Origin of the sequence: Shewanella sp. AS1, from assembly GCF_021412565.1 — a bacterium.
In the GTDB taxonomy this organism is placed as follows: domain Bacteria; phylum Pseudomonadota; class Gammaproteobacteria; order Enterobacterales; family Shewanellaceae; genus Shewanella.
Map to the genome: position 1 here is coordinate 79,648 of NZ_JAKCLJ010000012.1, position 22,058 is coordinate 101,705.

Genomic DNA, 22,058 nt, shown 5'->3' on the forward strand with positions numbered 1-22,058 from the left:
TAAATGTGCATTAAACCGATTCTGTAAAACAGAGGATCAATGGTTAACACTTTTATCAATACCTGAGTGTATGTGCCTTGGAGGAAATGCTAAATCGGACAGATAACCTAAGTGGTAACGCATATGTATTAAGTGTGTTAAAAATATGTAGGTCATATGTACTAGAAAAGTGTTTGGTAGGCATTTTTAGCCTGTGGCAGGCGCAGTTTGGCCCGCAGCCATCGGCAATGGATAGCGAGTAAAACTTACTTATTTTTAAGCGGGAACCAACCTAATGCAGTATCTTCAGCCCCAGGCTAGTGTTCCTCTTTAAAGAGCAGGGCCGCCTGGGTGCGATTTTCTACGTTCAGTTGTTTAAAGATGGCTGATGCGTGCACTCGCACTGTTTTCTCCGAGATCTGTAACTCGCGGGCGATAAGTTTGTTGCTCAGACCATCGGACATCAGCACCAATACTTTCTGTTGGCTTGGGGTCAGGCTGGTAAAGAGATCTTGTTTGGGATCGTGTTCAGCGGTGGCTGAAAATGCCTGGTGCTCTCCCAAGACCATGGAGCAGATACTGTTAATCAGTACCTGTTCAGGTTCACTCTTGGAGATAAACTCTGCCGCACCGGCTTTGAGACATTCCTGACGGACCTCGAAGTCGTCATGGCCACTGACCACTAACATAGGAATAGAGGGGAATTGGGTATGGATATACTCTATCCCTTGCACGCCTTTACATCCAGGCATGGAGAGATCCAGTATGACTAAGTCCAGACTGTCCTTGGCCGCTTGTATGATACGAAACAGTTCCTGATAGTTGCTGGCACAGTCTATCTGGGTTGAGTCACCTATATTTTTCAGTTTCTCTTTGACGGCGTAGACATACAAGGGATGATCATCTGCCAGAGCAATGTGTATGTGGCTCAATTTCTCAATCCTCGTTTTAGTAACCAAAATAGTCGCGATAGTTTCAGTGGCTTTAATAAAAAGTGCACATCGGCTATCCCCTTGAGTCGGTTTTGTACCGATGCATCTGCCGAGACATAGATGAGGACACAAGGATGAACCAGTTTCTGTCGGTATCGCTCTAGGTAATCAACACCGTCTTCATTTTTACCTAAGTCAACATCAGACACAATAGCTTGATAGTCTGTATCTTGTTTTGCCATTAATGCCTGCGCCGATGAGAATGCATGCACCTTGTAGCCATTGTTGGTTAATTTGCTCACCAGCCATTCTCTCTGCTGGGGATCATCTTCGATCACGGCGATAAGCAGGTCTGAAAGCGGGCTAGGTGACTCAGTCTGTGTGAGGCTACGCGGCAGTGACAGTTGAAAACAGGCGCCTTTAGTTTCGGCGTCTAACAGCTTGATATTGATATTGAGCACTTGCGCAATGGCGGCAACGATAGAAAGACCTAAGCCACTTCCGGGATAGTGGGTGTTGCCGCGTAAGAAGGGCTCGGGCCAGCGCTGTTTAATCTCTTCGGATAAGCCTGTGCCATTGTCGCGAATTTGAATGACGCAATCAGCCTGTTGACGAATGGCGCTTAAGGTAAGTTCACCACCGATCTGCAGGTTTTTGATACTGTTATCCACTAGGTTGTGCAATAAGCGACTGAGCAGATGTTGATCTGTGCTTACTGTCACCGGCTCGGGGCAGTTTATGTTAAAGCGAAGGTTTTTTTCCTGACAAGCGGGCAAGTATTGCTGGTGCATGCTTTGTAGCAATTGCGCTAGGTTGACATAGGTATGGGCGGGGGTCACGGCCCCGGCATCCAGTTTAGATAACTGGATAATGTTTTCCATCATATCTCCTAAGGTGTCGGAGACGCTCAGTAGTGCTTGTGTCTCTTTTCGAGCTGGCGATTTTGCTTTTATCAGGTTCGTGACATTGAGTCGCAGCAGTCCGACAAGGTTTTTCAGATCGTGGCTGGCACCAGTAATAAACCTCGCCTTATCCCTTTGTAGCTGCAGTGCTTCTGCCTGTTTCGCCTTGAGCTCCTCGGTGCGCTGTCTGACCTGTTCCTCAAGGGATTTGGCATAGTTATCCTGCAGTGACTTTTGAGTTTCCAACAGGTTGAGACGCTCTTTCTGTGAGCGCCAACGCAATTGAAATAGCCAGCCAAGCAATGCCATAGCAGCAAAGAAATAGAGCAACAAGGCTGAGCCGCGTTTCCAGATTGGCGGCTTCACCTCAAAGGGTAGAGTCAGGGTATTGGAGTAATTGCCATCATACAGCTTGGCCTGCACAGATAGATTATATTTACCTGGGGTGAGGTAGGGAAGGTTAAGCTCTGTGTTTTCAAGGTGTTTCCAGTGTGGATCTGTATCGAACAGCCGATATTGGAATTCGGTGCGAGCCTTTAATGGTAGCGAACCTATCGCAAACTGAAGGTCTATCTGTTTCGGAGCGGTTAATGACAACGCATCTGTAGTCAAGGAGATAGGCATGTTATCTGCTTTGCCGCTGACCCAATGAATCTGCTTGTTTTCAGATGCCACCAGATCGCCGTGTATGACTGAAAGGCCTCTTAATCCCAGCACGACAGGATGGCCGTTTATGTTAGTGCAGCCATTTTGATAATTCTCTTTATGGCTGAGTCCATCGAAAAGGGTGAGAGTACGTTTTAAGGCTAACTGTTTATCCAGCAGGGCGATGCCATTATTGGTCGATACCAGCCAGCCATCATCTGAGGTGGGGGTCATACAGAGTATGGTTGAGTTTAACAGTTTATCATTGTCGGCTATGGGGGCACTTTGCCATTGCTTGCCATCATAAGTCAGTTGCCAAATTCCCGAGCCTATGGTCATGGCCAGCAATTTATCATCTTGCACTGTCAGTCCGGCGAGCAACTTATCCGCTAACAAGGTTTGCCAAACAGAGGGTTTGTGGTCGCTTGGTGACAGCTTTGTGACCAGTAATCCTTCGCTCTGGGTTGCGATATAGAGATGCTCATTGAGGAGGATCATGCGATAACCTATCATCGCAGGAATCGGCTGAGTCCAGAGAATTGAGTGTTGTTCGCCCTCAGGAACGGTTAAAGAGAGCTGGTTGGTGTGGAGTAATAATTGCTGACCATTGGGGAATTCGATGGCATCTGTCAGCATAGTCATGTTCGTTGCCAGCTCTGGGATGGTGTCATTTAGTCGCCGCCAGCCCATGTTATTCAGCTCAATGGTGCCCGAGCGGTAGGAGTTAAGGTAGATGTGTTTGCCTGTATTGATAAAATTACTGGGTTCAAAATTCTTTGGGTAAGGCAGGCGTTTTCTTAATTGCAGATTTCCCTGAGACTCTGACAGAAAAACCAGATCTTTCGCTCCTGCAACGACTAGCATCTGTTGTTCTTGATTGTCCAGATTGATGACGGCGGTTAATTCCTGCAGCAGCGGCATATCTTGATCTAGATAGCTGGCGATGCTCTTGTAGTTGGCAGAGATATAATAGAGCCCGTCCTGCAGGCCAAGCAGCAGATTTTTTTGCTTGGTTACCAGCAAGGAGTGGTTGAAGGGGCGGCTGAGAAACAGGCCGCTACGCTTGTCTGACTCCAATAAGCTGACGTTAGAGAGGTCATCATCAAGGATAAACAACCCCATATCACTGATGGCGTAGATTTTGTCATCATCGGAGACAATCTTACCTATGCTGGTTTCTTTTGCCGTTTGGGTTTCAAATTTTATTTTTAAACATGCCTGCTTATCACAGCGATAGGTCAGGCCGACCTTGGTGACAAACCACACCTGATTTTGTTGATCTATGGTGAAGCTTAGAACTTGGCTCATTAACTGAGTCGCAAATGACAAGGTTTCTTGTTGTCTGGTGGCGAGATTAAGGTGAATGAATCCAGTTTTTAGCCTAATCAACAAGAGATCTCCCGCTCGCAGGAGATCGACTATAGGGGCGTTGGTGATGTTAAGCTCACCGGTTTCAAAGTTCAGGGTATTAATGGTATGCAGCTTGCCATTGACTAATACGGCGATATGATCTTGATCCCAATTGATAATACGCGCAGCCTTACCCTGTGGAAACAGGTGGGCGAAATGCTGGATTGAGAGATCCCGGATATCGATTCTTTCTAATCCTTTTCTCGTCGCTACCCACATGCCGCCGTGATGATCCGCTTGAAGTCCATAGATAAAGCCACTGGAGAGTTGATTTTCGTCGGCTTGAAAGATGCGGATCCTGTTAGCATCAAAGAGATTGAGACCATCTTGAGTGGCCACCCATAGCCGATCAAATTCATCTATTGCCATATCTTCGATGGCATTTTGTGAAAGTCCATCAAGACTGGTCACTCGCTGCGCCACTGCATGATGTCTTTGGGAGGGCTGGATCACCTTGGCTTCAATTGCAGGCGATGCTGTATGTAAGGAGGAGGGTTGGAATGTGAGGCCGTGACCCGCTTTAACAAACAGGGCACAAGACAAGATGGCGCAGTACAGGCTCTTTAATATTATTGTTTTCATTTTGGCCTAATTCTCAAGCTCCGTCAGGATAGAAACGCTATCCCAATATAGAGTCTCAGAGTGTAACAAACTTGTTGCAGTTTATGGAAGCAGGCACTTGTTCAAAAACACAAATGTTACGATTGTGAACCCTGTAGATGAGTCAAAGCTAAGTACACTGGATTTAAGCAGAATTTGCTTGGGTGGGGGTTATGGGGATAGGTTTGAACAGCATAATAATCGAAGCACTGCTGGGCAGCGCTTAGATTAGTTCACTTGGATAATTGTACTGCGGGTGTTCAAGGTATAGGACTTAGTCCGTCGCGTTGAGTTTTTTCTCTAACTCGTTGACCTGCGCCTGCAGGGCTTCTAGTTTCTCTCGGGTCTTTAGCAGAACATGTTGCTGCACATCAAACTCTTCGCGGGAGACTAAATCCAGTTTCATCAGCTGATTTTGTAAGACTTGCTTGGTTTTATCTTCAAATTCGCCGGCAAACTGTTTAAGGCCACTAGGCAGGTTATCGCTCAGTTGCTTAGCCATTTCTTCAATTTTCTTTGGGTTTATCATGGTATCGATTTCGCTTATTGGCTAATAAATATCAATAGAATTGTACCTTAGCCAGGGCGGTTATGAAACCTAAAGCCTGGAGCGAACCAGAGAATCATCTACTGCTGGCTGGGTTTTAGAACAGACCAAAGAGGTTGCTGGCAGAGATATTTTTGTCAATGACAGGGCTGAGATTCTGTTATGATCTGCCTTTATGCTTTCTTTCACTATTAGGTTTTATTTAATTAATGAAGCTCAATCCCGGCCAAAATGACGCTGTTCACTATGTTTCAGGTCCCTGCTTGGTGCTCGCGGGCGCCGGAAGTGGTAAGACGCGCGTCATCATCAATAAGATTGCTTATCTGGTGCAGAAGTGCGGTTATCAGGCGCGCAATATTGCCGCGGTAACCTTCACCAATAAGGCGGCGCGGGAGATGAAAGAGCGTGTGGCTCAGTCCATGGGGCGCAAAGAGGCGCGTGGTCTGTGGATCTCAACGTTTCACACTCTAGGTTTAGAGATAGTCAAACGGGAATATAAAGTGGTGGGCCTAAAGCCGGGTTTCTCCTTGTTTGACGATCAGGACACCCTGGCGCTGCTTAAGGAACTCACCGAAGATGAGCTCGATGGCGATAAAGACCTGCTACGTCTGTTGATGACGGCTATCTCCAACTGGAAAGGGGATCTGGTGATCCCCGAGGCGGCGAGAAAACGTGCCAAAGATGAGCAGTCACAGCTATTTGCCCTGCTTTATCAGCGTTATGCACAACATATGAAGGCCTATAACGCGCTGGATTTTGATGATCTGATCCTGATCCCCACCTTGCTCTTGCGTCATAATCAGGAGGTGCGCGAACGCTGGCAGAAGCGGATTCAGTATCTGCTGGTGGATGAGTATCAAGATACCAATACCAGCCAGTATGAATTGGTTAAACTGCTGGTGGGCGAGCGCGCCCGCTTTACTGTGGTGGGCGACGATGATCAGTCTATCTACTCCTGGCGTGGCGCTAAACCGCAGAATCTGGTTTTGCTTGGACAGGACTTTCCCTCACTCAGACTGATTAAACTGGAGCAGAACTACCGCTCCAGCCAGCGGATTTTAAGGTCTGCTAATATTTTGATCGCCAATAACCCCCATGTGTATGACAAGTCACTCTTCAGTGAACTGGGTTATGGTGAGCCTCTGCGGGTGTTAATTGCCGCCAATGAGGAGCAAGAGGCAGAGCGGGTGGTGGCTGAGATGATCCGCCATAAGTTTATGGGCAAGACCCAGTTTGGCGATTACGCGATTTTATACCGGGGCAATCACCAATCGCGCCTGTTGGAACGCGCCTTGATGACCAACCGTATCCCCTATAAGCTCAGCGGCGGCACCTCCTTCTTCGGCCGCGCCGAGATCAAAGATATCATGGCCTACCTGCGTCTGGTGGTGAACCCTGACGATGACAATGCGTTTCTGCGGGTGGTGAATCTGCCTAAACGGGGCATAGGGCCATCGACACTGGAGCGTCTTGGAAATTATGCCAATGAGCAACATATCTCGCTGTTTGAGGCGATTTTTCAGCCTGAGCTGAATCATCATCTATCGCCCAGCGCGATGGCGTCCCTCTATAAGTTTGGCAAATTTATTGTCGATACCGGTGAGCATGTGAAACGCGGCGAACCTGTTGAGGCGGTAAAACAGCTGATCCGTAATATCAATTACGAAGATTATCTATATGAAACCAGTACCAGCGCCAAGGCTGCCGAGATGCGGATGAAAAACATCTCAGAGCTGTATCGCTGGGTGACAGAGATGTTAGAGGGCGATGAACTCGATGAGCCGATGACGCTGCCGGAAGTGGTGACTCGTCTGACGTTGCGAGACATGATGGAGCGTAACAGCGAAGATGAAGCGGGCGATCAGGTACAGCTGATGACGCTGCACGCCTCAAAAGGTCTGGAGTTTCCCTATGTGTTTATGGTGGGGGTGGAGGAGCGTATCTTGCCCCATCAGACCAGCATAGATGAAGACAATGTCGAGGAAGAGCGGCGACTGGCCTACGTGGGGATCACTCGGGCACAAAAGGAGCTGTGGTTTATGATCTGCCGCGAGCGGCGTCAGTTTGGTGAGGTGATGCGCTGTGAGCCGAGTCGCTTCTTAATGGAACTGCCTCAGGACGATCTGATCTGGGAAAATCGTAAACCAGCGCAGACTGAACAGCAAAGGGTACAATCGGGTAAGGCAAACATTGCCAACCTTAGAGAGATGTTTAAAAAATAAGGTCAGTTGTCACGGCCTGCTTCAGGCATAGGCGTTGTGGCGCAAATCAGGTATCGGAACCTGATCCTTAAGGATTATGGACTTTCCCAGCGCTTGCCCCTGTCCAAGGGTAAAGCCAAGCTCTTGTAACTGTTGCAATTGTGCCTGGCTATTGACGCCCTGCAGATACAGTGTCAGCTCAAGCGCTTGGGTGGCGAGTTTATGGGCGTTAAGCAATTTAATGTGCTGGGGATCATCTAAATGATTGATGTAGCGAGAATCGAGCTTTAACCCCTGCAGTGGCAGAAAACTTAAACTGCTGAGTGGGCTATGGGCACTGCCGTATGAACTCAGGCCGATTTTGACCTTCAACTTATTCAAGATCTCGAAGGCGTTGATATGGTTTTCAGTGTCTTTCGCGAATGATTTTTCGTTAAAAAATATCCAGATTTTTTCAGCATTTAAATAACTTTGCTTAAGCCTGTTTCTGAGCTCGCGCACCGCATGCTTGTGTTTTAAATGTTCGCTTGAGATATGCAGGTGGAACTCGACCTCGGTTTTCAGCTCCACTGCTAATGTTTGATGATCGATATGAAACTGCTCAAACAGATAGAGATCCAGTTCTTTGGTCAGTCCGCAATGTTCGGCAATATTCTTGAGCCTGTCCTGTTTAATCTTACCCAGTTGCTCATGCTGCCAGAACAATCTGGGCTCAAGGGCGATGAGGTGCTGGGTATCCAGCGTCATGATGGGGAAATATTGCAGTGCGAGTTGCTTCTGTGCGATCGCATCGCGTAACTCAATTTCCAGTGCAAGGTCATGGGCTTCCTGTTGGTGGGTTTGATTATCATGAACCACATAACAGCCCTTGCCGTTAGACTTGGCTAGGTACATTGCTGAGTCGGCATTTTTCAGCAAAGATTCGCTAGAGTCTCCCCCTTTTTTGCCACTAAAGGCGATACCAATACTGGCACTGGAGGAGAAACTCTGAGAAGAGAGCTCATAAGGCTTCGATAATTCACCTAAGATGCGTTCTGCCACCTCGATAGCGTCGTCATTAGAGTTAATACTGTCTAGTAATAAGACAAACTCATCCCCGCCGATACGACCCAAAGTATCGTTATCTCGGGTGCAGAGTTTCAATCTGCGGGCAGCCTCAATCAAGAAGCGATCCCCTTGAAGATGCCCTAAGGTGTCGTTGATTAATTTGAAGCGATCGAGATCGATAAAGAGCAGGGCAAATTTGTCTAAACCATGGCGACGAACATGTTTAACGGCCTGAGACAGGCACTCCATGAAGCGGGCTCGGTTAGGCAGGCCAGTCAAGTGATCGTGGCTGGCATCGTGCACTAGCTGTTGTTCGACTCTTCGCCTCTGAGTGATCTCTTTGGCCAAATCCAGGTTAAGCGCCTCCAGTGCTTGAGTTCGCTCTGTGACTTTTTCTTCCAGCCTTTCATAGCTTTGTCTTAATGACTCGGCCGCTAACTTACGCTCGATAGCTGTCGAAATATGTTGTGAAACAAAGGTTAATAGACCCAGATCTTTTTCATGATAGGTTTGCGATGAGCTAAAGCTATATATGATCAGCGCGCCTTTGATCTCTCCCTGAATAAAGAGCGGCACACCAATCCATTGCTGAATGGCTTCTGTATGGTCACAACTTGGGGTTTTGTCATACAGCTTTTGCGATTTTATCAGCGCAATAATGTCGTTATTGTCGAGTAACAGAGGGCGTTTCTGTTTTAGGATAAACTCGGTGAGGCCATCTGCGAATGCAGCTTTTCGTGGTGAGTCTTCTTTTAGCTCGGACACGTAGAAAGGAAAATGTAGCTGCTGGTCTTGGTTCAATAGGCCAATGTGGCAGTTATCAGCCGGAAGCAGGTGGCTGATGACTCGATGGATCTCTGAGTAAAATTTGTCATCATCGAGATTGGCGGTGGAGAACTCAGTGATCTCAAACAGGGATTTTTGCAGGTTTTCTGCCTTACGCCTCTCATTGACCTCCAGTTTTAGCTTATCGTAGGCAATGCTGAGTTCTTTGGTTCTATGCTCAATTGCCGCTTCTAGGTAGTGCTGATGCTGAACCTTTTCGATTACCCCAGAAATGCGCTGACTGATAAAAGTCATTAATTCGACTTCCATTTCACCGTAACTGATTTCGGGGGCGTAACTCTGTACGACTATGGCGCCTAAAACTTGATCATCGAGCAATATGGGCACACCTAACCATTGATGGCAATCTGTGCCCAGGTTGATGATTTTATTTGTCGCCAGCAGCTCCTGAAATTTGTCATTATCGCAGAGCAGAGCTTGCTTATTCTTAAGCACATAGCCGGTAAGGCCATTGTATAAAGTATTGGAGAGAAGTTCGGGAGTGAAAAGCACATTGGGATGAGGATCCTTCTCATCCACATAGAAAGGTATGTAAAGCTCGCTGTTGTTCTGGTTTAGTAGGGCGATAAAACAGTTATCTGCAGGGAGTAACTTATTGAGATTAATCTGGATACCTGAGTAGAAATCATCGGTGTGTTTAGCCGTCGCCGCCAGATTAGAGATCTCCAGCAGCGTATTTTGAATCACTTCAGATCGCTTATACTTCATCGCGAGGCTTTTTAAGCGGTCAATCCTTTTGTGTAGGCGTTCAACCTCTTTGATTGAAAGTAGGCTTGTTTTTTCCCTAAACATAGCTCCGCCAGTTACAGTATTTACTTGTTTTATCTGTATTTGTGCTTAAGCACTATAGATAACACAAAAATATAACATGACCAAGTCATTATTTTGACTGATGCGCTGATAAGTTGACACACTTGTCTATTTGGGGGCTTTAATCTGTCAAAAGTTGAGCAAACGCATAAAAAAATCTGTGTTTGCTATAGACGAACAGTAAAATAATCCATACTATATGCGGCGCTAACACGGCAGGCACCCATAGCTCAGCTGGATAGAGCGCACCCCTCCGGAGGGTGAGGCCGAGGGTTCGAATCCTTCTGGGTGCACCAGTTGGTTCTCTTAAGGATCCTAAGTTAGCATGAAGTAATATCAGTGGTGATTGTAGCTCAGTTGGTAGAGCCCCGGATTGTGATTCCGGTTGTCGTGGGTTCAAGTCCCATCAGTCACCCCATTACTTTCTCCTCTTCCTGAAAGTTTAGGATAAAAGCGGACCAGAGGGTGATCCTCTTAAAACATCTATAATGAAACAAATTTCGGTGATTAGCGCAGTCCGGTAGCGCATCCTGATTCTGGGATAAAAGCGGACCAGAGGGTGACCCTCTATAAAAATCTGACAAATGAATCAAATTTCGGTGATTAGCGCAGTCCGGTAGCGCATCTGGTTTGGGACCAGAGGGTCAGAGGTTCGAATCCTCTATCACCGACCACTTTTCGATAATGAGTCTAATAAATTCGTTATCAGTCATGAAAATGGCAAAACAGCATACGGTGATTAGTGCAGCCCGGTAGCGCATCCTGATTCTGGGATAAAAGCGGACCAGAGGGTGACCCTCTTAAAACATCTATAATGAAACAAATTTCGGTGATTAGCGCAGTCCGGTAGCGCATTCTGATTCTGGGATAAAAGCGGACCAGAGGGTGACCCTCTTAAAACATCTATATGAAACAAATTTCGGTGATTAGCGCAGTCCGGTAGCGCATCTGGTTTGGGACCAGAGGGTCAGAGGTTCGAATCCTCTATCACCGACCATCTTTAAAAGCCTCTCGAGAAATCGAGGGGCTTTTTACTTTACAGGTCTACAGTCAACTTGGCTTTGTTTGGGACCAGAGGGTCAGAGGTTCGAATCCTTACTCTTTATCAAAGCGAGCCGACCATTTTAAAAACCCCTCGAGAAATCGAGGGGCTTTTTACTTTACAGGCCTAGAGTCAACCTAGCTTTGCTTGGGACCAGAAGGTCAGCGGTTCGAATCCTTACTCTTTATCAAAGCGAGCCGACCACTTTAAAAACCCCTCGAGAAATCGAGGGGCTTTTTACATTTTTGGCTGTGGGTTTGATGGTAAAGGGGTATTTATAATGGTTAGCTTACCGCTTACCGCTTACCGCTTACCGCTTACCGCTTACCGCTTACCGCTTACCGCTTACCGCCTCCTAGAGCTCGATTTTTTGTGGTGGATAGATGTATCCCATATAAGCATTAACGTTTAGGGGCTCAAAGCGGCTTAGTTGTGGCTGCTCCTGAATTCCTGTAACTATGATCTGGATATCCAACCCTCTGGCAACATTGAGTAAGGCGCGGCAGAGTTCGCTGCTGTGTTCCTGTTCATCATAATAGGCAAAGGATTGATCTAATTTGACATAGCTGGGTCTGAGATCATGCAGGTACGCCATGGAGCCGAACTGACGCCCGAAGTGATCTATACCAAACTGTGCGCCATTATCTCGGATGATTGAGCAGATTGCCTGGCAAGCTTCCGGATCGCTGTAAACCCCGGCTTCTGGAATATCGAACACCAGCCTGTGTGTCATGGCGGTATTACGCAGGAACTTATTTAACCAGCGATGAAAATCAGGATCGCTCAGGCTGTGATAAGTGAGGTTTATCGCAACAGGTTCGTTATTACGCTGCACTAGGCCTTTTTCGACTATGGTTTCAATCAGGCAGCGATCCAGGAGTGACCCTAGGGAGAGCAGTTCAACATAGGGCATAAATTGTCCTGCGTGAAACTCTTTACCATTGATATTTAACTGGCAATAGAGTTCCCGCTGCGTCACTTCGTGCTTATTGGTCAGATAGACGGGTTGCCACTTAAACAGGAAGTTTTTGTTGGTGATTGCCGCACTTAGATATTCTCGCCACTGTTCTCGGGAGTAGAGTTGTTTTTCATTGCTTTCGAACCAGTGGAAGATTTTATTTTCGGCAGTGGCTTTTTGTAACGCATTATCGGTTTGTGCCAAGATGTCGGATACTGTGGTGTGCTCACTGCGGTGTGCAATACCAATAGCAAAGTGTTCATTGGGTTTACAGCCGGCCTTGGATATCTCCTGATTGATGGTTCTAATCAAGGTTTGCAGGTATTTGTTGCTCTGCTCCTTTTCGGCACCCGTGAGCAGGAAGGCAAATTCATAGGCTGCGATGCGGGCAATAACGGAAGGGGCGATAGCATCAAGCTGTTGCTGCATCTTTTCGGCTAAGAGTCGTATGGTTTCATCCCGAACCTGATAGCCATATTTGCTGTGCACCTCTTCGAGCCAATCAAATTTTGCCATCATGAGCGAGCCACTGTCGGGTTCGCCGAGCCAGCTGTTGAGCCGCCCCATCATATATTGTCTGTTGGGTAAACCAGACACTTGATCGACCAAGTTTTTCTTTCTTAATTCAGAGACTTCTTCATCGAGAGAGTTAAAAATTTTCTTGAGTTGATGGGACATGCTGTTAAAGGCAATGACAACGGCTTTGAGTTCGGAAGTCTTTGGCGGTTTCATGTCTGGGCCAAATTTGCGGTGAGCAATTTCGATAGCATGCTGAGCGATTTCGTGCAGGGGTTTAAGGATCCAGCTCAAGCCGATACGGGCAAGCAAAATGGCCAGAAGAAACAGGATAGAGATCACTGTGATTGCATTCGTCAGCGTGTGCCAGAGTTCGTTATAGCCAAATCCTGGGTGGGCGGTAATTTCTAATTTTGCCAGTTGTAACCAACCTGAGGTGATAGTGCTTTCGCGGCTGATGGTGTCGAAGAAACCGAGATCGATAAACCATTGTGGGACATCCTGGATAGTGACAGGGTTTTCCCAGACCTGCTGCTTACCATCTACCAACCAGGTGAGTTTTATCTCCCGATAATAACCGCCTTCAAAAATGACATTAATCAGGGTTTCGGCCCCGACAATATCACCCGCTTCAAGTTCGGGTACCAGCATGATCCCCAAGCTGTTACTGGTATTGTTAAGATCAGATTCCATCTGTTTGGTAAGAAAGCTTTGCGTTTGTGTAAATTGCACATAGGCAAGGCTGATAACCACAACCAGAAACAGGCCGAATAGCAGTGAGTATATTTGTCGAAACAGAGTCATAGTTCTCGCTACTCCAATTTTAATATAGGCATTCTTAATCTTTCGACGCCCAATCTATGTTTGAGGTCATTCCATTTTTCCAGACGTTCAGATGAGCCTGCCAGTACACCACGTCCTTTCTCTTTGTTTAGCCACAATTGTCGACCATTAAAGCTGTAGACGGGGATCAGATCGGGACGTTGGCTTGCCGGTTTGATTGAGCGATCTAAATTGTCGAGTACTAAGGGAATGGCCCCCGAAGTTTCGTAGTAGGCCAACACCATGTGATACTGATTAACTGAAGTGGCCTTGACCATGGTGATACGCAATTTATCATCAGGCACGCCAAGTTGGAGTAGGGTAAAATACTTAGCGATGGAGAAATCTTCACAGTCTCCCCCATTAACGCCTATAAACTCCATTGGGCTGGCCCAGTAGTTACTTTCGCCCCACAGCTTAATGTCATCAACAAAACGAAACATATTAAAGAAGTTATTTACTTTTAATAGTTTATCCTGATCGCTTAAACCTTGTGATTCATTTATCACCTTGAACCAGGCACGGATACGCTTGCCTGCGAACTCTCCGTAACGTGACTCTATTTTTGTGGTGATAAAGTTGGTATCGAGTTTCTGGGTTGGAGAGGCGTACAGGCAAGATAACCCCAGGGTCAGTGTCAGAATGCTATATTGACAGACCTTTAGGTAGCCGTTTTGCCTGCCCCGCGTCTTTTTCATTTTTCTCGATCAAATTATTTTTGAGGTTCATCAACACTGTAAATATGCCATTTCATATCGGCTGTGGTGTCATCACCTGTCAATTCGGCTATCACGCGACGATTACGGGTATGTGCCAGTCTGTCATTACCAGGATCGACGGGGCGATCATAGCTATAACCGATAGCAGTGACTCTGTCGCTGGTGATGCCAAAACGTTCACTTAACAGCGAGGCAACCGCGTTGGCTCTATTTTGCGATAGCGTCAGGTTATGTTCATAACCCCCTGTTTTACTACAGTGTCCTTCAATCGTCACTATGGTATTGGGGAAACGTCTCATAAACGTCGCTATGTTTTCGACCTGGTTGTAATACTGAGGGTCGATGTAATAGGAGTCATTCGGGAAGAGGATTTTAATCTCGACCCGCTCGTTGATGGGTTTGACCTTACCGCAACCATAGTTGTTGATTGCCGCGCCGTTGAGTGTCTTACTGCATTGCTCTCTGGCCACAATCACCCCATCGGTATCATCGTCAGAGAGATCGTGTTTTTGTGCCGTGGGTTTATCCATGGCAATTAAGTCTTCGTCAGACGCACACCCAGTAAAGAGGATGAGACTGAGTATGATGAGTAGGGCTTTCATTATTTCACTCCTCCTTCATAGTCGCGTTCGCCTTTCCAAATTTCTGGGCGAGTGACGCGCAGTGATTCTAAGAGTCGGCCTGTGGCGTTGAGCACCCGATATTCAGAGAGGATCTGGTCATATTCCGCTTCTAAATACTCAGTTCGGGCTTCAAATAACTCATTTTCTGTATCGAGTAAGTCGAGCAGGGTACGTTGTCCAAGGTTGAACTGCTGGTTGTAGGCAACCTGGGTATCTTTTGCTGCGATAACATGCTCACGGATATAGGTTTTCTGAGGTTCTAACATCTCATAGGCGTTCCAGGCTAGGCTTACCCCTTCGAGCACTTCACGGTAGGCTCGCTCGCGGATCTCTTTGGCTTCACCAACCTTGTAGGCGGCCTCTTTTTCTCGGGCGCGATCTCGGCCACCGGCGAACAGGTTATATTTGACCCTGACCATGGCGATCAGATCATTGTTATGACCACCGACATCTTGGCTGGCGAAGGCCGAAAAACCATCTTCACCGTCTATATCGTTATTCCAGCTACCGCCTAAGTCCAATTCGACCTTAGGGTAATAGTTGGACTTGGCACTATCTCGCTCATTCTGCGCCGCTTCAATATCGCTTGCCGCGGATTTTAGAATGGGATGATTTTCCTGTGCCACTTGAATGCTGTTTTCAAGGTCTGTGGGCAACATATCATCGTCGGGAACCGGTACAATCAGGTTTTCTGGTTCCTCTTTGACTACGCGTAAAAATTGCGCCTTAGCGTCAAAGACATTATTTTTAGCCGAAATCACATTGGCGTTTGCCCTGGCTAATCGGCCGGTGATTTGCGACAGATCCGCCGTTGAGCCTAAGCCTGAATCGGTGCGTTGTTTGATCTGATCGTAAATATCTTTATGGCTCTGCAGGTTCTTCTCGGCCAGAGTTAATATCTGTTCGTTACGGATATAGTTGACATAGACCTTGGCCACTTCCAGTGCCATATCTTCTGCAGCGGCAAACAGGGCCCACTGGTCGGCACTGGCTTCAAAGCTGTAACGATCGACCTCGCTTGAGATATAGAAACCATCGAACAGCATCTGTTTGATGCTGAAACCGGCTTCGCCGCGCATCAGTTCGATCACACCATCGTCATCGACATCACCCTGGCCTGCTCGCCTGCGTGTTGACGGACTATTGGTTTGTTCCCAGCCATAACCACCACTTATTTCCACCGAGGGCATATAACCAGAGACAGCCTGGTTAACTCGCTCCTCCGTTGCCTTAAAACGGTTAAAGGCTATACGAATATCTGGATTGGTATCCAGTGTATTTGCGACCGCTTGTTCTAAGGTTTGGCTTGAACAGACTCCGGGCAATAACATCGCACTAATCGCTAACGCTAAGGCGCTACGTTTTAGTTGATGTTTGACTTGAATTTTCATTATTAACCCCTCCTGGTTATATCTTGCGAGCTTAACGCTCACGCAGAGCCGTTTCTCTTGCTCTCAAAATTGGATTAAGTATGTACTCCAGAACGGATCTTTGCCCAGTTATTACATTTACCGAGGTTAACATCCCCGGAATAATAGGCATTAAGGTTCCATCCTCTTTGGTTAAACTCGAGACTTCAGTTCTCACCCTTACAAGATAGTAACTATTTCCCTCTTCATCCTGTGTGGTGTCGGCGCTGATGTGCTCGACAACGCCGTTTAAGCCGCCGTAGCGGGTAAAGTCATAGGCGCTTACCTTGACGACTGCGGGCAGGCCAGGGTGCAAAAAGGCAATATCCTTGGGCAGAATCTTGGTTTCGATAAGCAGCTGGTCTTCCGATGGTACTATCTCAATAATATCGATACCCGGTTGAACGACTGCGCCCAGTGTATTGATATGAATGGTTTTGATTGTGCCGTTGACCGGCGAGACAATCTCCGCTTTTCTGACCTTATCTTGTGCCCCTATCTGAGCCTCACTGATCCGCGACAAACGGGTCTGCATGTCGTTGAGCTGTTTGCGGGTTTCTGCAGCGAACACCAGCAGGGCTTCGCGTCGTTTTAGTATGGCTTCATCTTGAGATGCTTTTAGCTTAGGGCGCAGCAGGCGTAGGGAGGCGAGCTCGCCGCGGATGTCGTTTACCATACGCTCTAACTTGAGTAGCTCCACCTCTGGCACCACGCCTTTAGTTGCCAGAGGCTTGGTGAGTTCAAGTTCGCGACTGGCGAGTTGAAAACTGGTCGTCAGCGTTGAAATTTTTGAGGCCAACTCCTCGCTTTCCTGCTGTTTCTGCTGTATCTGTCTGGCCAGAATCTCAAGCTGATTGCTGAGGTTATCCAGGCGCCCTTCATACTCTTCGGTTTGTCTGGTCACCAGGTCGGGCTCGTTGTCGATTAGCGATTGGTTAAAGTGAAGAGGTTGCTTAACTATTTTGACCTGTTCGCGCCAGTCGTTACTCACGTTAGAAATGGTAATACTGCTTAGCTCAGTGCGCAGTCGCAATACGTTGGCCTGTAGGCTATAAACTTCCTGTTCCTGCTGGGCATAATCGGAACGAAAACGGGTATCGTCGATGCGAACTAATGGCTGCCCTTTGGTGACCAACATGCCCTCCTGAACATATAACTCTTTCATTATGCCACCATCCAAGCTTTGCACGAGTTGAATTTGCGAGGAGGGGATCACCTTTCCTGTTCCTGTGGTGACACGATCAAGCTCGGCAAGACCCGCCCAAAGAAGAAAGCAGACGACCAGAGCCGCTAATGCCCAGATAATCAGTCTGTGGCTGCTGGGAGCATCTGTCATCATGGCGCCATAGACATCATCGACCATCTCAAGATCTTGGGCCGTAATATGCTTACTCATTTTTTGGCCCTCCAGACAACATACCTTTAGCGAGCTGATTGAGTATGGTGTCTTTCGGACCATCGGCGATCAGATGGCCGCGGTCTAGCACGATAATGCGATCGACTAGAGTAAGTAGGTGCATCTTATGGGTGATCAGCAGTAAGGTCCTCTCTTTGGTGGCATTTTTCATTGCGCGGATAAATTGTTTTTCCGCCCGCGCATCCAGGCTAGCAGTGGGTTCATCCATCAGGAGTACAGGAGGATCGTTAAGGGTGGCCCTGGCCAGTGCGATTGTTTGTCTTTGGCCTCGGGAAAGTGATTGCCCACCTTCACCGACCTGTTGATCTAAACCTTCGGTTTCGATATCGGTAAACTGATTAACTCCCGAAAGCTGAACTGCCCGAATTAATTGGTGTTCTGTGACCTGTTTAGTGCCAAAGAGGATATTGTCGCGGATGGTGCCGTGGAATAGCACTATGTCTTGGGGTAAATAGCCAAAGTTACGTCGTAAGTCTGTCGGATGAATTTGTGCAGAATCTAATCCATCGTAACGCAGGCTGCCTTTGGAGGGCTGATATAAGCCAACCAGCAGTTTAGCGAGTGTACTTTTCCCTGAGCCATTACGACCAATGATGGCAACGCGCTCGCCCGGCTCTATTGAGAACGACATGGGATTCAGTACGGCACGTTCTGATCCTGGGTAGTTGAAGCTGACATGATCGGCATTGATCTGTCCCCTTAATCTTTGGCGGCTGACTAGGTGGCCTTTATTATCGAATTCACCCTCCTGGGTCATAACCTGATCGAGTTGACGTAATGCGCTGGCAGTGTAATTTCCGCGTGTCATTAATCCTGCCAGCTGTGCCATAGGCGCTATCGCTCGGCTGGACAGGATAACGGCAGCGATAATTCCTCCCATGGAGATAGCGTTGTCTGCAACCCTGTATACCCCGAGAATTACCACGCTGATAACAGAGAGCTGCACCGCAAAGTTGGCCATATTGGTCACAGAGGTGGAGATTTTTTTGGTTTTCAATTGCCAGTTGGCAGTGTGACCTATCATTTGCTGCCAGCTTTTTTGCACTAAGCCTTCGGCCCCACTGGATTTAATCGACTCTAATGCTGCGAGCGATTCAACTAAGTGCCCATGTTTAGCACTTGAGAACTTGTTGCTTTCTTCAATAGCTGATTTCAACCTTGGTTGCATCACTAAGGTATAGATTAAGATAATAATGCCGCCTACCAATGGGATAAGCGCCAGATCGCCGGCAACAATATAGATGATGATTAAGAAAAACAGCGCGAATGGCAGATCGACCAGAGTTGTAATGGTGGCAGAGGTCAATATATCTCTGATGTTATCAAATTCACCCAGCTGCCTCGCCATCCCCCCAATACTGGGTGAGCGTTTTTCCAGTGGGATCCCAATCGCTTTAGCGAAGAGTTTGGAAGAGACTATGATGTCGACTTTTTTGCCTGCCACATCGATTAAATAGGCACGAAGTTGACGCATGACTAAGTCGAAGGTATAGGCAATACCCGCGCCTATGGCTAAGACCCAGAGTGACTCGAAGGCGAGATTGGGCACCACCTTATCGTAGACATTCATGATAAACAGGGGGGAGACCAAGGCGAACATATTGACTAATACGGATGCGATTAACGCATCGCGGTAGATAGGTGCCGAATCTTTTAATGTCTGCAATAACCAGTGGGTTTGGGTATCATGCAGATGAAGATCTGGCCCCATGTCACCTCGGTATTGCTGTTTCACCATGAAAAGATAGCCGACATAGATGGCTTCTAACTCTTCGATGGATAACTGTTGCTCGCCGCCAGTTTCGGGCAACTGGATAATGGCATAATCCTCTTCGAAATTAATTTCTCTTAGCAGGCACGCTTTTTTATCCTTGAGTAAGAGGATGCAAGGTAAAAAAATAGCTGAGACATGGTTTAAGCCTTTATGAATAAGCTTGGCTGCCAGGCCAGCTCTGCCCGCTGCTTGGGGTAATAACTCTGGGGTTAAAATATTGCCAGACAAAGGCAAACCTGCGGCTAATGATTCGCTAGAGCAGGGGTTACCAAAATATTCGGTTAATAGCACTAAACTATCCAATAACGGATCAACGGTAACTTTTTGTGAGGCTGAAACTGTCCATTGTTCAGTTTTTTTTGGGGACACTGTTGATTGCACCTTGCAACTTATCCTTAAGATTTTATTAAAATTTATTATGTTGAATAAAGTATAGAAGTGATAAACAAACTTACCAAAAATATAAAAGCGGAAAAATTGAGAATTAATTTAATAATGACAGTGTGAATTACCGCTCCATTCGACTTTGACTCACACTAAGACACTGTAAAGTTCCCTTTGACGAAATTTTCTAGGCTAACAATATAATGTGCCATGCAAACAAAAAAAGAGCTAACTTTTATTTCAGTTAGCTCTTTAACTGCAACTAAAACCTTTGAGCTAGGGAATGGTATCCGTTATTAGCGAGTTTTCGTTGAGTAGATTATTAATAATCGTTGCCTGATCTGTGATTGTTCCACCGGCACTGAGATCCACATTATTAAGCACTATGGTAAGAACCTCTCCCCCTGGCGCGCCACCATTGGTATCAATAGTGATAACGGTATCGATAATGCCATCGGCGCCGTTGCCATCGTCATAATCTTCAAAAGTGAAGTTTAAGTAGGCTTCTAATGTTGCGCCATCATTGTTTTCGTCTGTGAGAATATCTGACAGATCCAGTACATCTTCGCCAACTGTGAAGTCATAAACTATATCGACACTCGCATCGGCTGTGCCAACCTCCCATATAAAGGTATCTATATCGTTATCAACACCTGCATACAGTTTATCACTGCCTTCACCGCCATAGAGTGTGTCACTACCTGTTCCACCAATGAGCATATCGTCACCGATACCACCAATGATAGTGTCGTTGCCTGCTCCACCATCGATAGTATCATTACCCGAACCACCAATTAGCACATCATCGCCATCAAGGCCGTAAATCATGTCATTGCCTTCACGACCATAGATCTCATCATTTAAATTTGCACCTGTGAGTGAGTCGTTCTCTGTAGTACCAAAAATCAGGTTATCGACGTTATCTTCACCAACAACAGTAACGGCGTTATCGGGTAAGAGTTCATGATTAAAGTCGGCTTGTACGAAACGAGCCTGGTAAGAGCCACCGTTATTGTCCTCGTAGGTGACTGTCCAAACATCTCCGCCAACGGCAGGATTGTCTCCTATATAATCAGCGAGTGTGGTGAGCGGATCGCTTTCCATTACAATATTGCTGTAATCGATACTGGCTTTCATGAGGCCAGTATCAGGATCGTAGAACCAAGTTTGTTCAATGTTGTTTGGATCGTCAGCTAGCAAGACGATAAAAACGATGCCGTTGATAATTAATCGAACCGAGACCTCTGTTTCACGCGCCTCATACGCGGCCCCTGTGTTGCCCCGCTCATCAACAGGGATGGGAATAGCAAATGGACTCTTCTGGAAGTCGGTAAAGAGGTTAAGCGTACCGTTCTCAGGTTGTAAATTAATGGCATTGGCAAACTCGTCTGAAATACCAAAAGAAGCTTCTTGAGGGTTACCCGAGTTTAAAGGCGATGAGTCTGCCCCACCAATGGTGACGGAGTTTTCAAGCTGATTAGCCGGCACAGTATGGATAATAAAGTCGCCATCGACCGTTTCATTTCCTGAGGTGATAGTGAAAGTCAGAGAGATATCCACTTGACCTGCCGCATCTGAATTATCGGCAGGCATGTAGATTAAGGTGCTTAACTCAGTTGCCGAAAGCTCTACGGGATTATCAAAATCATATTGTGTGGGGCCATTGTCATCATCCAAATACCAGATCTCGCCCAGTTCTGTTGCCCCATTGGCATTAATAAATTCTAAGCTTAATGCCGAAATCATTAAATCATCGGTGGCATCGACGTCAATCGGGATCGGAATGTTAAGCGGATAGCCATCAATATAGGGATCAACGACTTGATCCAACGCTGCAGGCACCCAGATCTCTTTAGAAAACTCACCTTGAATAAGGTCTTCCTGGCCATTAATGGTAATAGTGACGGTTTCTGTATCTGTGCCGCCCTTACCATCATCCACAGTGACATTAAAACTTAGTGTGATGGTTTCCCCCGCATCTAAGAACTGAATCAAGCTATTGTCGACGCTAAAACTCCAGCTGTTATCGGTTACGCTAAAGCCATCGATAATACTGTTAATTTGATCATTTGTGAGCACTGAGGTGATATCACCAGCACTCCAAGTAATGCTATCGGCAATGTAATCTTCACTAATTTGATGGTTATTGTCATTAACATCCACATCAGTGAAGCTGAGAATGCCGGTATCACTGATTAAACCGTCGACGACATCAATATCTTCGGTCACCGCACCGCTCATATCCACGGTGAGCACTGGGGTGTCGTTGGTGCCGGTAATGGTGATGGATACCGTCTTGGTGTCGGTGCCATTGGTGTTGCCATCATCGACGGTGACATCAAAGCTTAAGGTGATGGTTTCCCCTTCGGCGAGGAACTGCACCGTGCTGTTCAGGATACTGTAATCCCAGCTGTCGCTGTCGACACTGAAGCCATCGATGAGGCTATTTATCTCATCGGCAGTCAGTACCGAGCC

Annotated in this window: 12 protein-coding genes and 4 tRNA genes; 5 read left to right on the plus strand and 11 right to left on the minus strand. The window is 46.9% G+C overall.

The genetic code is table 11. The features are described from left to right. Positions 1-296: 296 nt before the first annotated feature. The 3 genes from LZP69_RS14015 to ubiK form a co-directional block, all read right to left on the minus strand. Complete coding sequence (locus LZP69_RS14015) at positions 297-911, minus strand: response regulator (RefSeq protein ID WP_234201342.1); 615 nt, start codon at positions 909-911, stop codon at positions 297-299. Continuing rightward, the gene (locus tag LZP69_RS14020) at positions 908-4,450 is read right to left on the minus strand and encodes a hybrid sensor histidine kinase/response regulator (RefSeq protein WP_234201343.1); all 3,543 of its coding nucleotides are present in this window, start codon (positions 4,448-4,450) and stop codon (positions 908-910) included. The genes LZP69_RS14015 and LZP69_RS14020 overlap by 4 nt, the downstream gene beginning before the upstream one ends. A 292-nt stretch (positions 4,451-4,742) precedes the next feature. Then, on the minus strand, positions 4,743-4,997 hold the full coding sequence (gene ubiK, locus LZP69_RS14025; RefSeq protein WP_234201344.1) for a ubiquinone biosynthesis accessory factor UbiK: 255 nt from the start codon (positions 4,995-4,997) through the stop codon (positions 4,743-4,745). Between the two features lie 227 nt (positions 4,998-5,224). Here ubiK and rep point away from each other — a divergent pair, with 227 nt between their 5' ends. Beyond that, entirely contained in the window at positions 5,225-7,237 is a 2,013-nt protein-coding gene (gene rep, locus LZP69_RS14030) for a DNA helicase Rep (RefSeq protein WP_234201345.1), read from the plus strand. Between the two features lie 21 nt (positions 7,238-7,258). Here the strand turns inward: rep and LZP69_RS14035 are convergent, their stop codons facing one another. Then, positions 7,259-9,901, minus strand: a complete 2,643-nt coding sequence (locus LZP69_RS14035; protein WP_234201346.1) for a sensor domain-containing phosphodiesterase — start codon at positions 9,899-9,901, stop codon at positions 7,259-7,261. A 237-nt stretch (positions 9,902-10,138) separates the two neighbouring features. On the opposite strand from LZP69_RS14035, the gene LZP69_RS14040 reads away from it, so the two are divergent. The 4 genes from LZP69_RS14040 to LZP69_RS14055 all read left to right on the plus strand — a co-directional run bounded on the left by LZP69_RS14040 (position 10,139) and on the right by LZP69_RS14055 (position 10,916). Beyond that, positions 10,139-10,215 (plus strand) — tRNA-Arg (locus LZP69_RS14040). Positions 10,216-10,261: 46 nt separating this feature from the next. After that, a tRNA-His gene (locus LZP69_RS14045) sits at positions 10,262-10,337 on the plus strand. A gap of 179 nt (positions 10,338-10,516) precedes the next feature. After that, positions 10,517-10,593: transfer RNA gene (locus LZP69_RS14050), tRNA-Pro, on the plus strand. A 246-nt stretch (positions 10,594-10,839) separates the two neighbouring features. Beyond that, positions 10,840-10,916: transfer RNA gene (locus tag LZP69_RS14055), tRNA-Pro, on the plus strand. Between the two features lie 400 nt (positions 10,917-11,316). Here the strand turns inward: LZP69_RS14055 and LZP69_RS14060 are convergent. The 7 genes from LZP69_RS14060 to LZP69_RS14090 all read right to left on the minus strand — a co-directional run. Beyond that, positions 11,317-13,239: a bifunctional diguanylate cyclase/phosphodiesterase gene (locus tag LZP69_RS14060; protein ID WP_234201347.1), complete on the minus strand. Its 1,923-nt coding sequence runs from the start codon at positions 13,237-13,239 to the stop codon at positions 11,317-11,319. 8 nt (positions 13,240-13,247) lie between these two features. Beyond that, positions 13,248-13,955, minus strand: a complete 708-nt coding sequence (locus LZP69_RS14065) for a transglutaminase-like cysteine peptidase (RefSeq protein ID WP_234201348.1) — start codon at positions 13,953-13,955, stop codon at positions 13,248-13,250. A gap of 14 nt (positions 13,956-13,969) precedes the next feature. Next, on the minus strand, positions 13,970-14,578 hold the full coding sequence (locus LZP69_RS14070; protein WP_234201349.1) for an OmpA family protein: 609 nt from the start codon (positions 14,576-14,578) through the stop codon (positions 13,970-13,972). Continuing rightward, entirely contained in the window at positions 14,578-15,990 is a 1,413-nt protein-coding gene (locus tag LZP69_RS14075) for a TolC family outer membrane protein (protein ID WP_234201350.1), read from the minus strand. The genes LZP69_RS14070 and LZP69_RS14075 overlap by 1 nt, the downstream gene beginning before the upstream one ends. A gap of 31 nt (positions 15,991-16,021) precedes the next feature. Continuing rightward, positions 16,022-17,404, minus strand: a complete 1,383-nt coding sequence (locus LZP69_RS14080) for an HlyD family type I secretion periplasmic adaptor subunit (RefSeq protein ID WP_234201351.1) — start codon at positions 17,402-17,404, stop codon at positions 16,022-16,024. Further along, the gene (locus tag LZP69_RS14085; protein WP_234201352.1) at positions 17,397-19,580 is read right to left on the minus strand and encodes a type I secretion system permease/ATPase; all 2,184 of its coding nucleotides are present in this window, start codon (positions 19,578-19,580) and stop codon (positions 17,397-17,399) included. The genes LZP69_RS14080 and LZP69_RS14085 overlap by 8 nt, the downstream gene beginning before the upstream one ends. 279 nt (positions 19,581-19,859) lie before the next feature. After that, positions 19,860-22,058: VCBS domain-containing protein (locus LZP69_RS14090; protein WP_234201353.1), on the minus strand; the 2,199-nt coding region annotated here is incomplete at its 5' end.

Excerpts from the sequence above, each read along its gene's own strand:
- LZP69_RS14020 (WP_234201343.1), bottom strand. The coding sequence starts at position 4,450 with ATGAAAACAATAATATTAAAGAGCCTGTACTGCGCCATCTTGTCTTGT.
- ubiK (WP_234201344.1), bottom strand. The coding sequence starts at position 4,997 with ATGATAAACCCAAAGAAAATTGAAGAAATGGCTAAGCAACTGAGCGAT.
- rep (WP_234201345.1), top strand. The coding sequence starts at position 5,225 with ATGAAGCTCAATCCCGGCCAAAATGACGCTGTTCACTATGTTTCAGGT.
- LZP69_RS14035 (WP_234201346.1), bottom strand. The coding sequence starts at position 9,901 with ATGTTTAGGGAAAAAACAAGCCTACTTTCAATCAAAGAGGTTGAACGC.
- LZP69_RS14060 (WP_234201347.1), bottom strand. The coding sequence starts at position 13,239 with ATGACTCTGTTTCGACAAATATACTCACTGCTATTCGGCCTGTTTCTG.
- LZP69_RS14065 (WP_234201348.1), bottom strand. The coding sequence starts at position 13,955 with ATGAAAAAGACGCGGGGCAGGCAAAACGGCTACCTAAAGGTCTGTCAA.
- LZP69_RS14070 (WP_234201349.1), bottom strand. The coding sequence starts at position 14,578 with ATGAAAGCCCTACTCATCATACTCAGTCTCATCCTCTTTACTGGGTGT.
- LZP69_RS14075 (WP_234201350.1), bottom strand. The coding sequence starts at position 15,990 with ATGAAAATTCAAGTCAAACATCAACTAAAACGTAGCGCCTTAGCGTTA.
- LZP69_RS14080 (WP_234201351.1), bottom strand. The coding sequence starts at position 17,404 with ATGAGTAAGCATATTACGGCCCAAGATCTTGAGATGGTCGATGATGTC.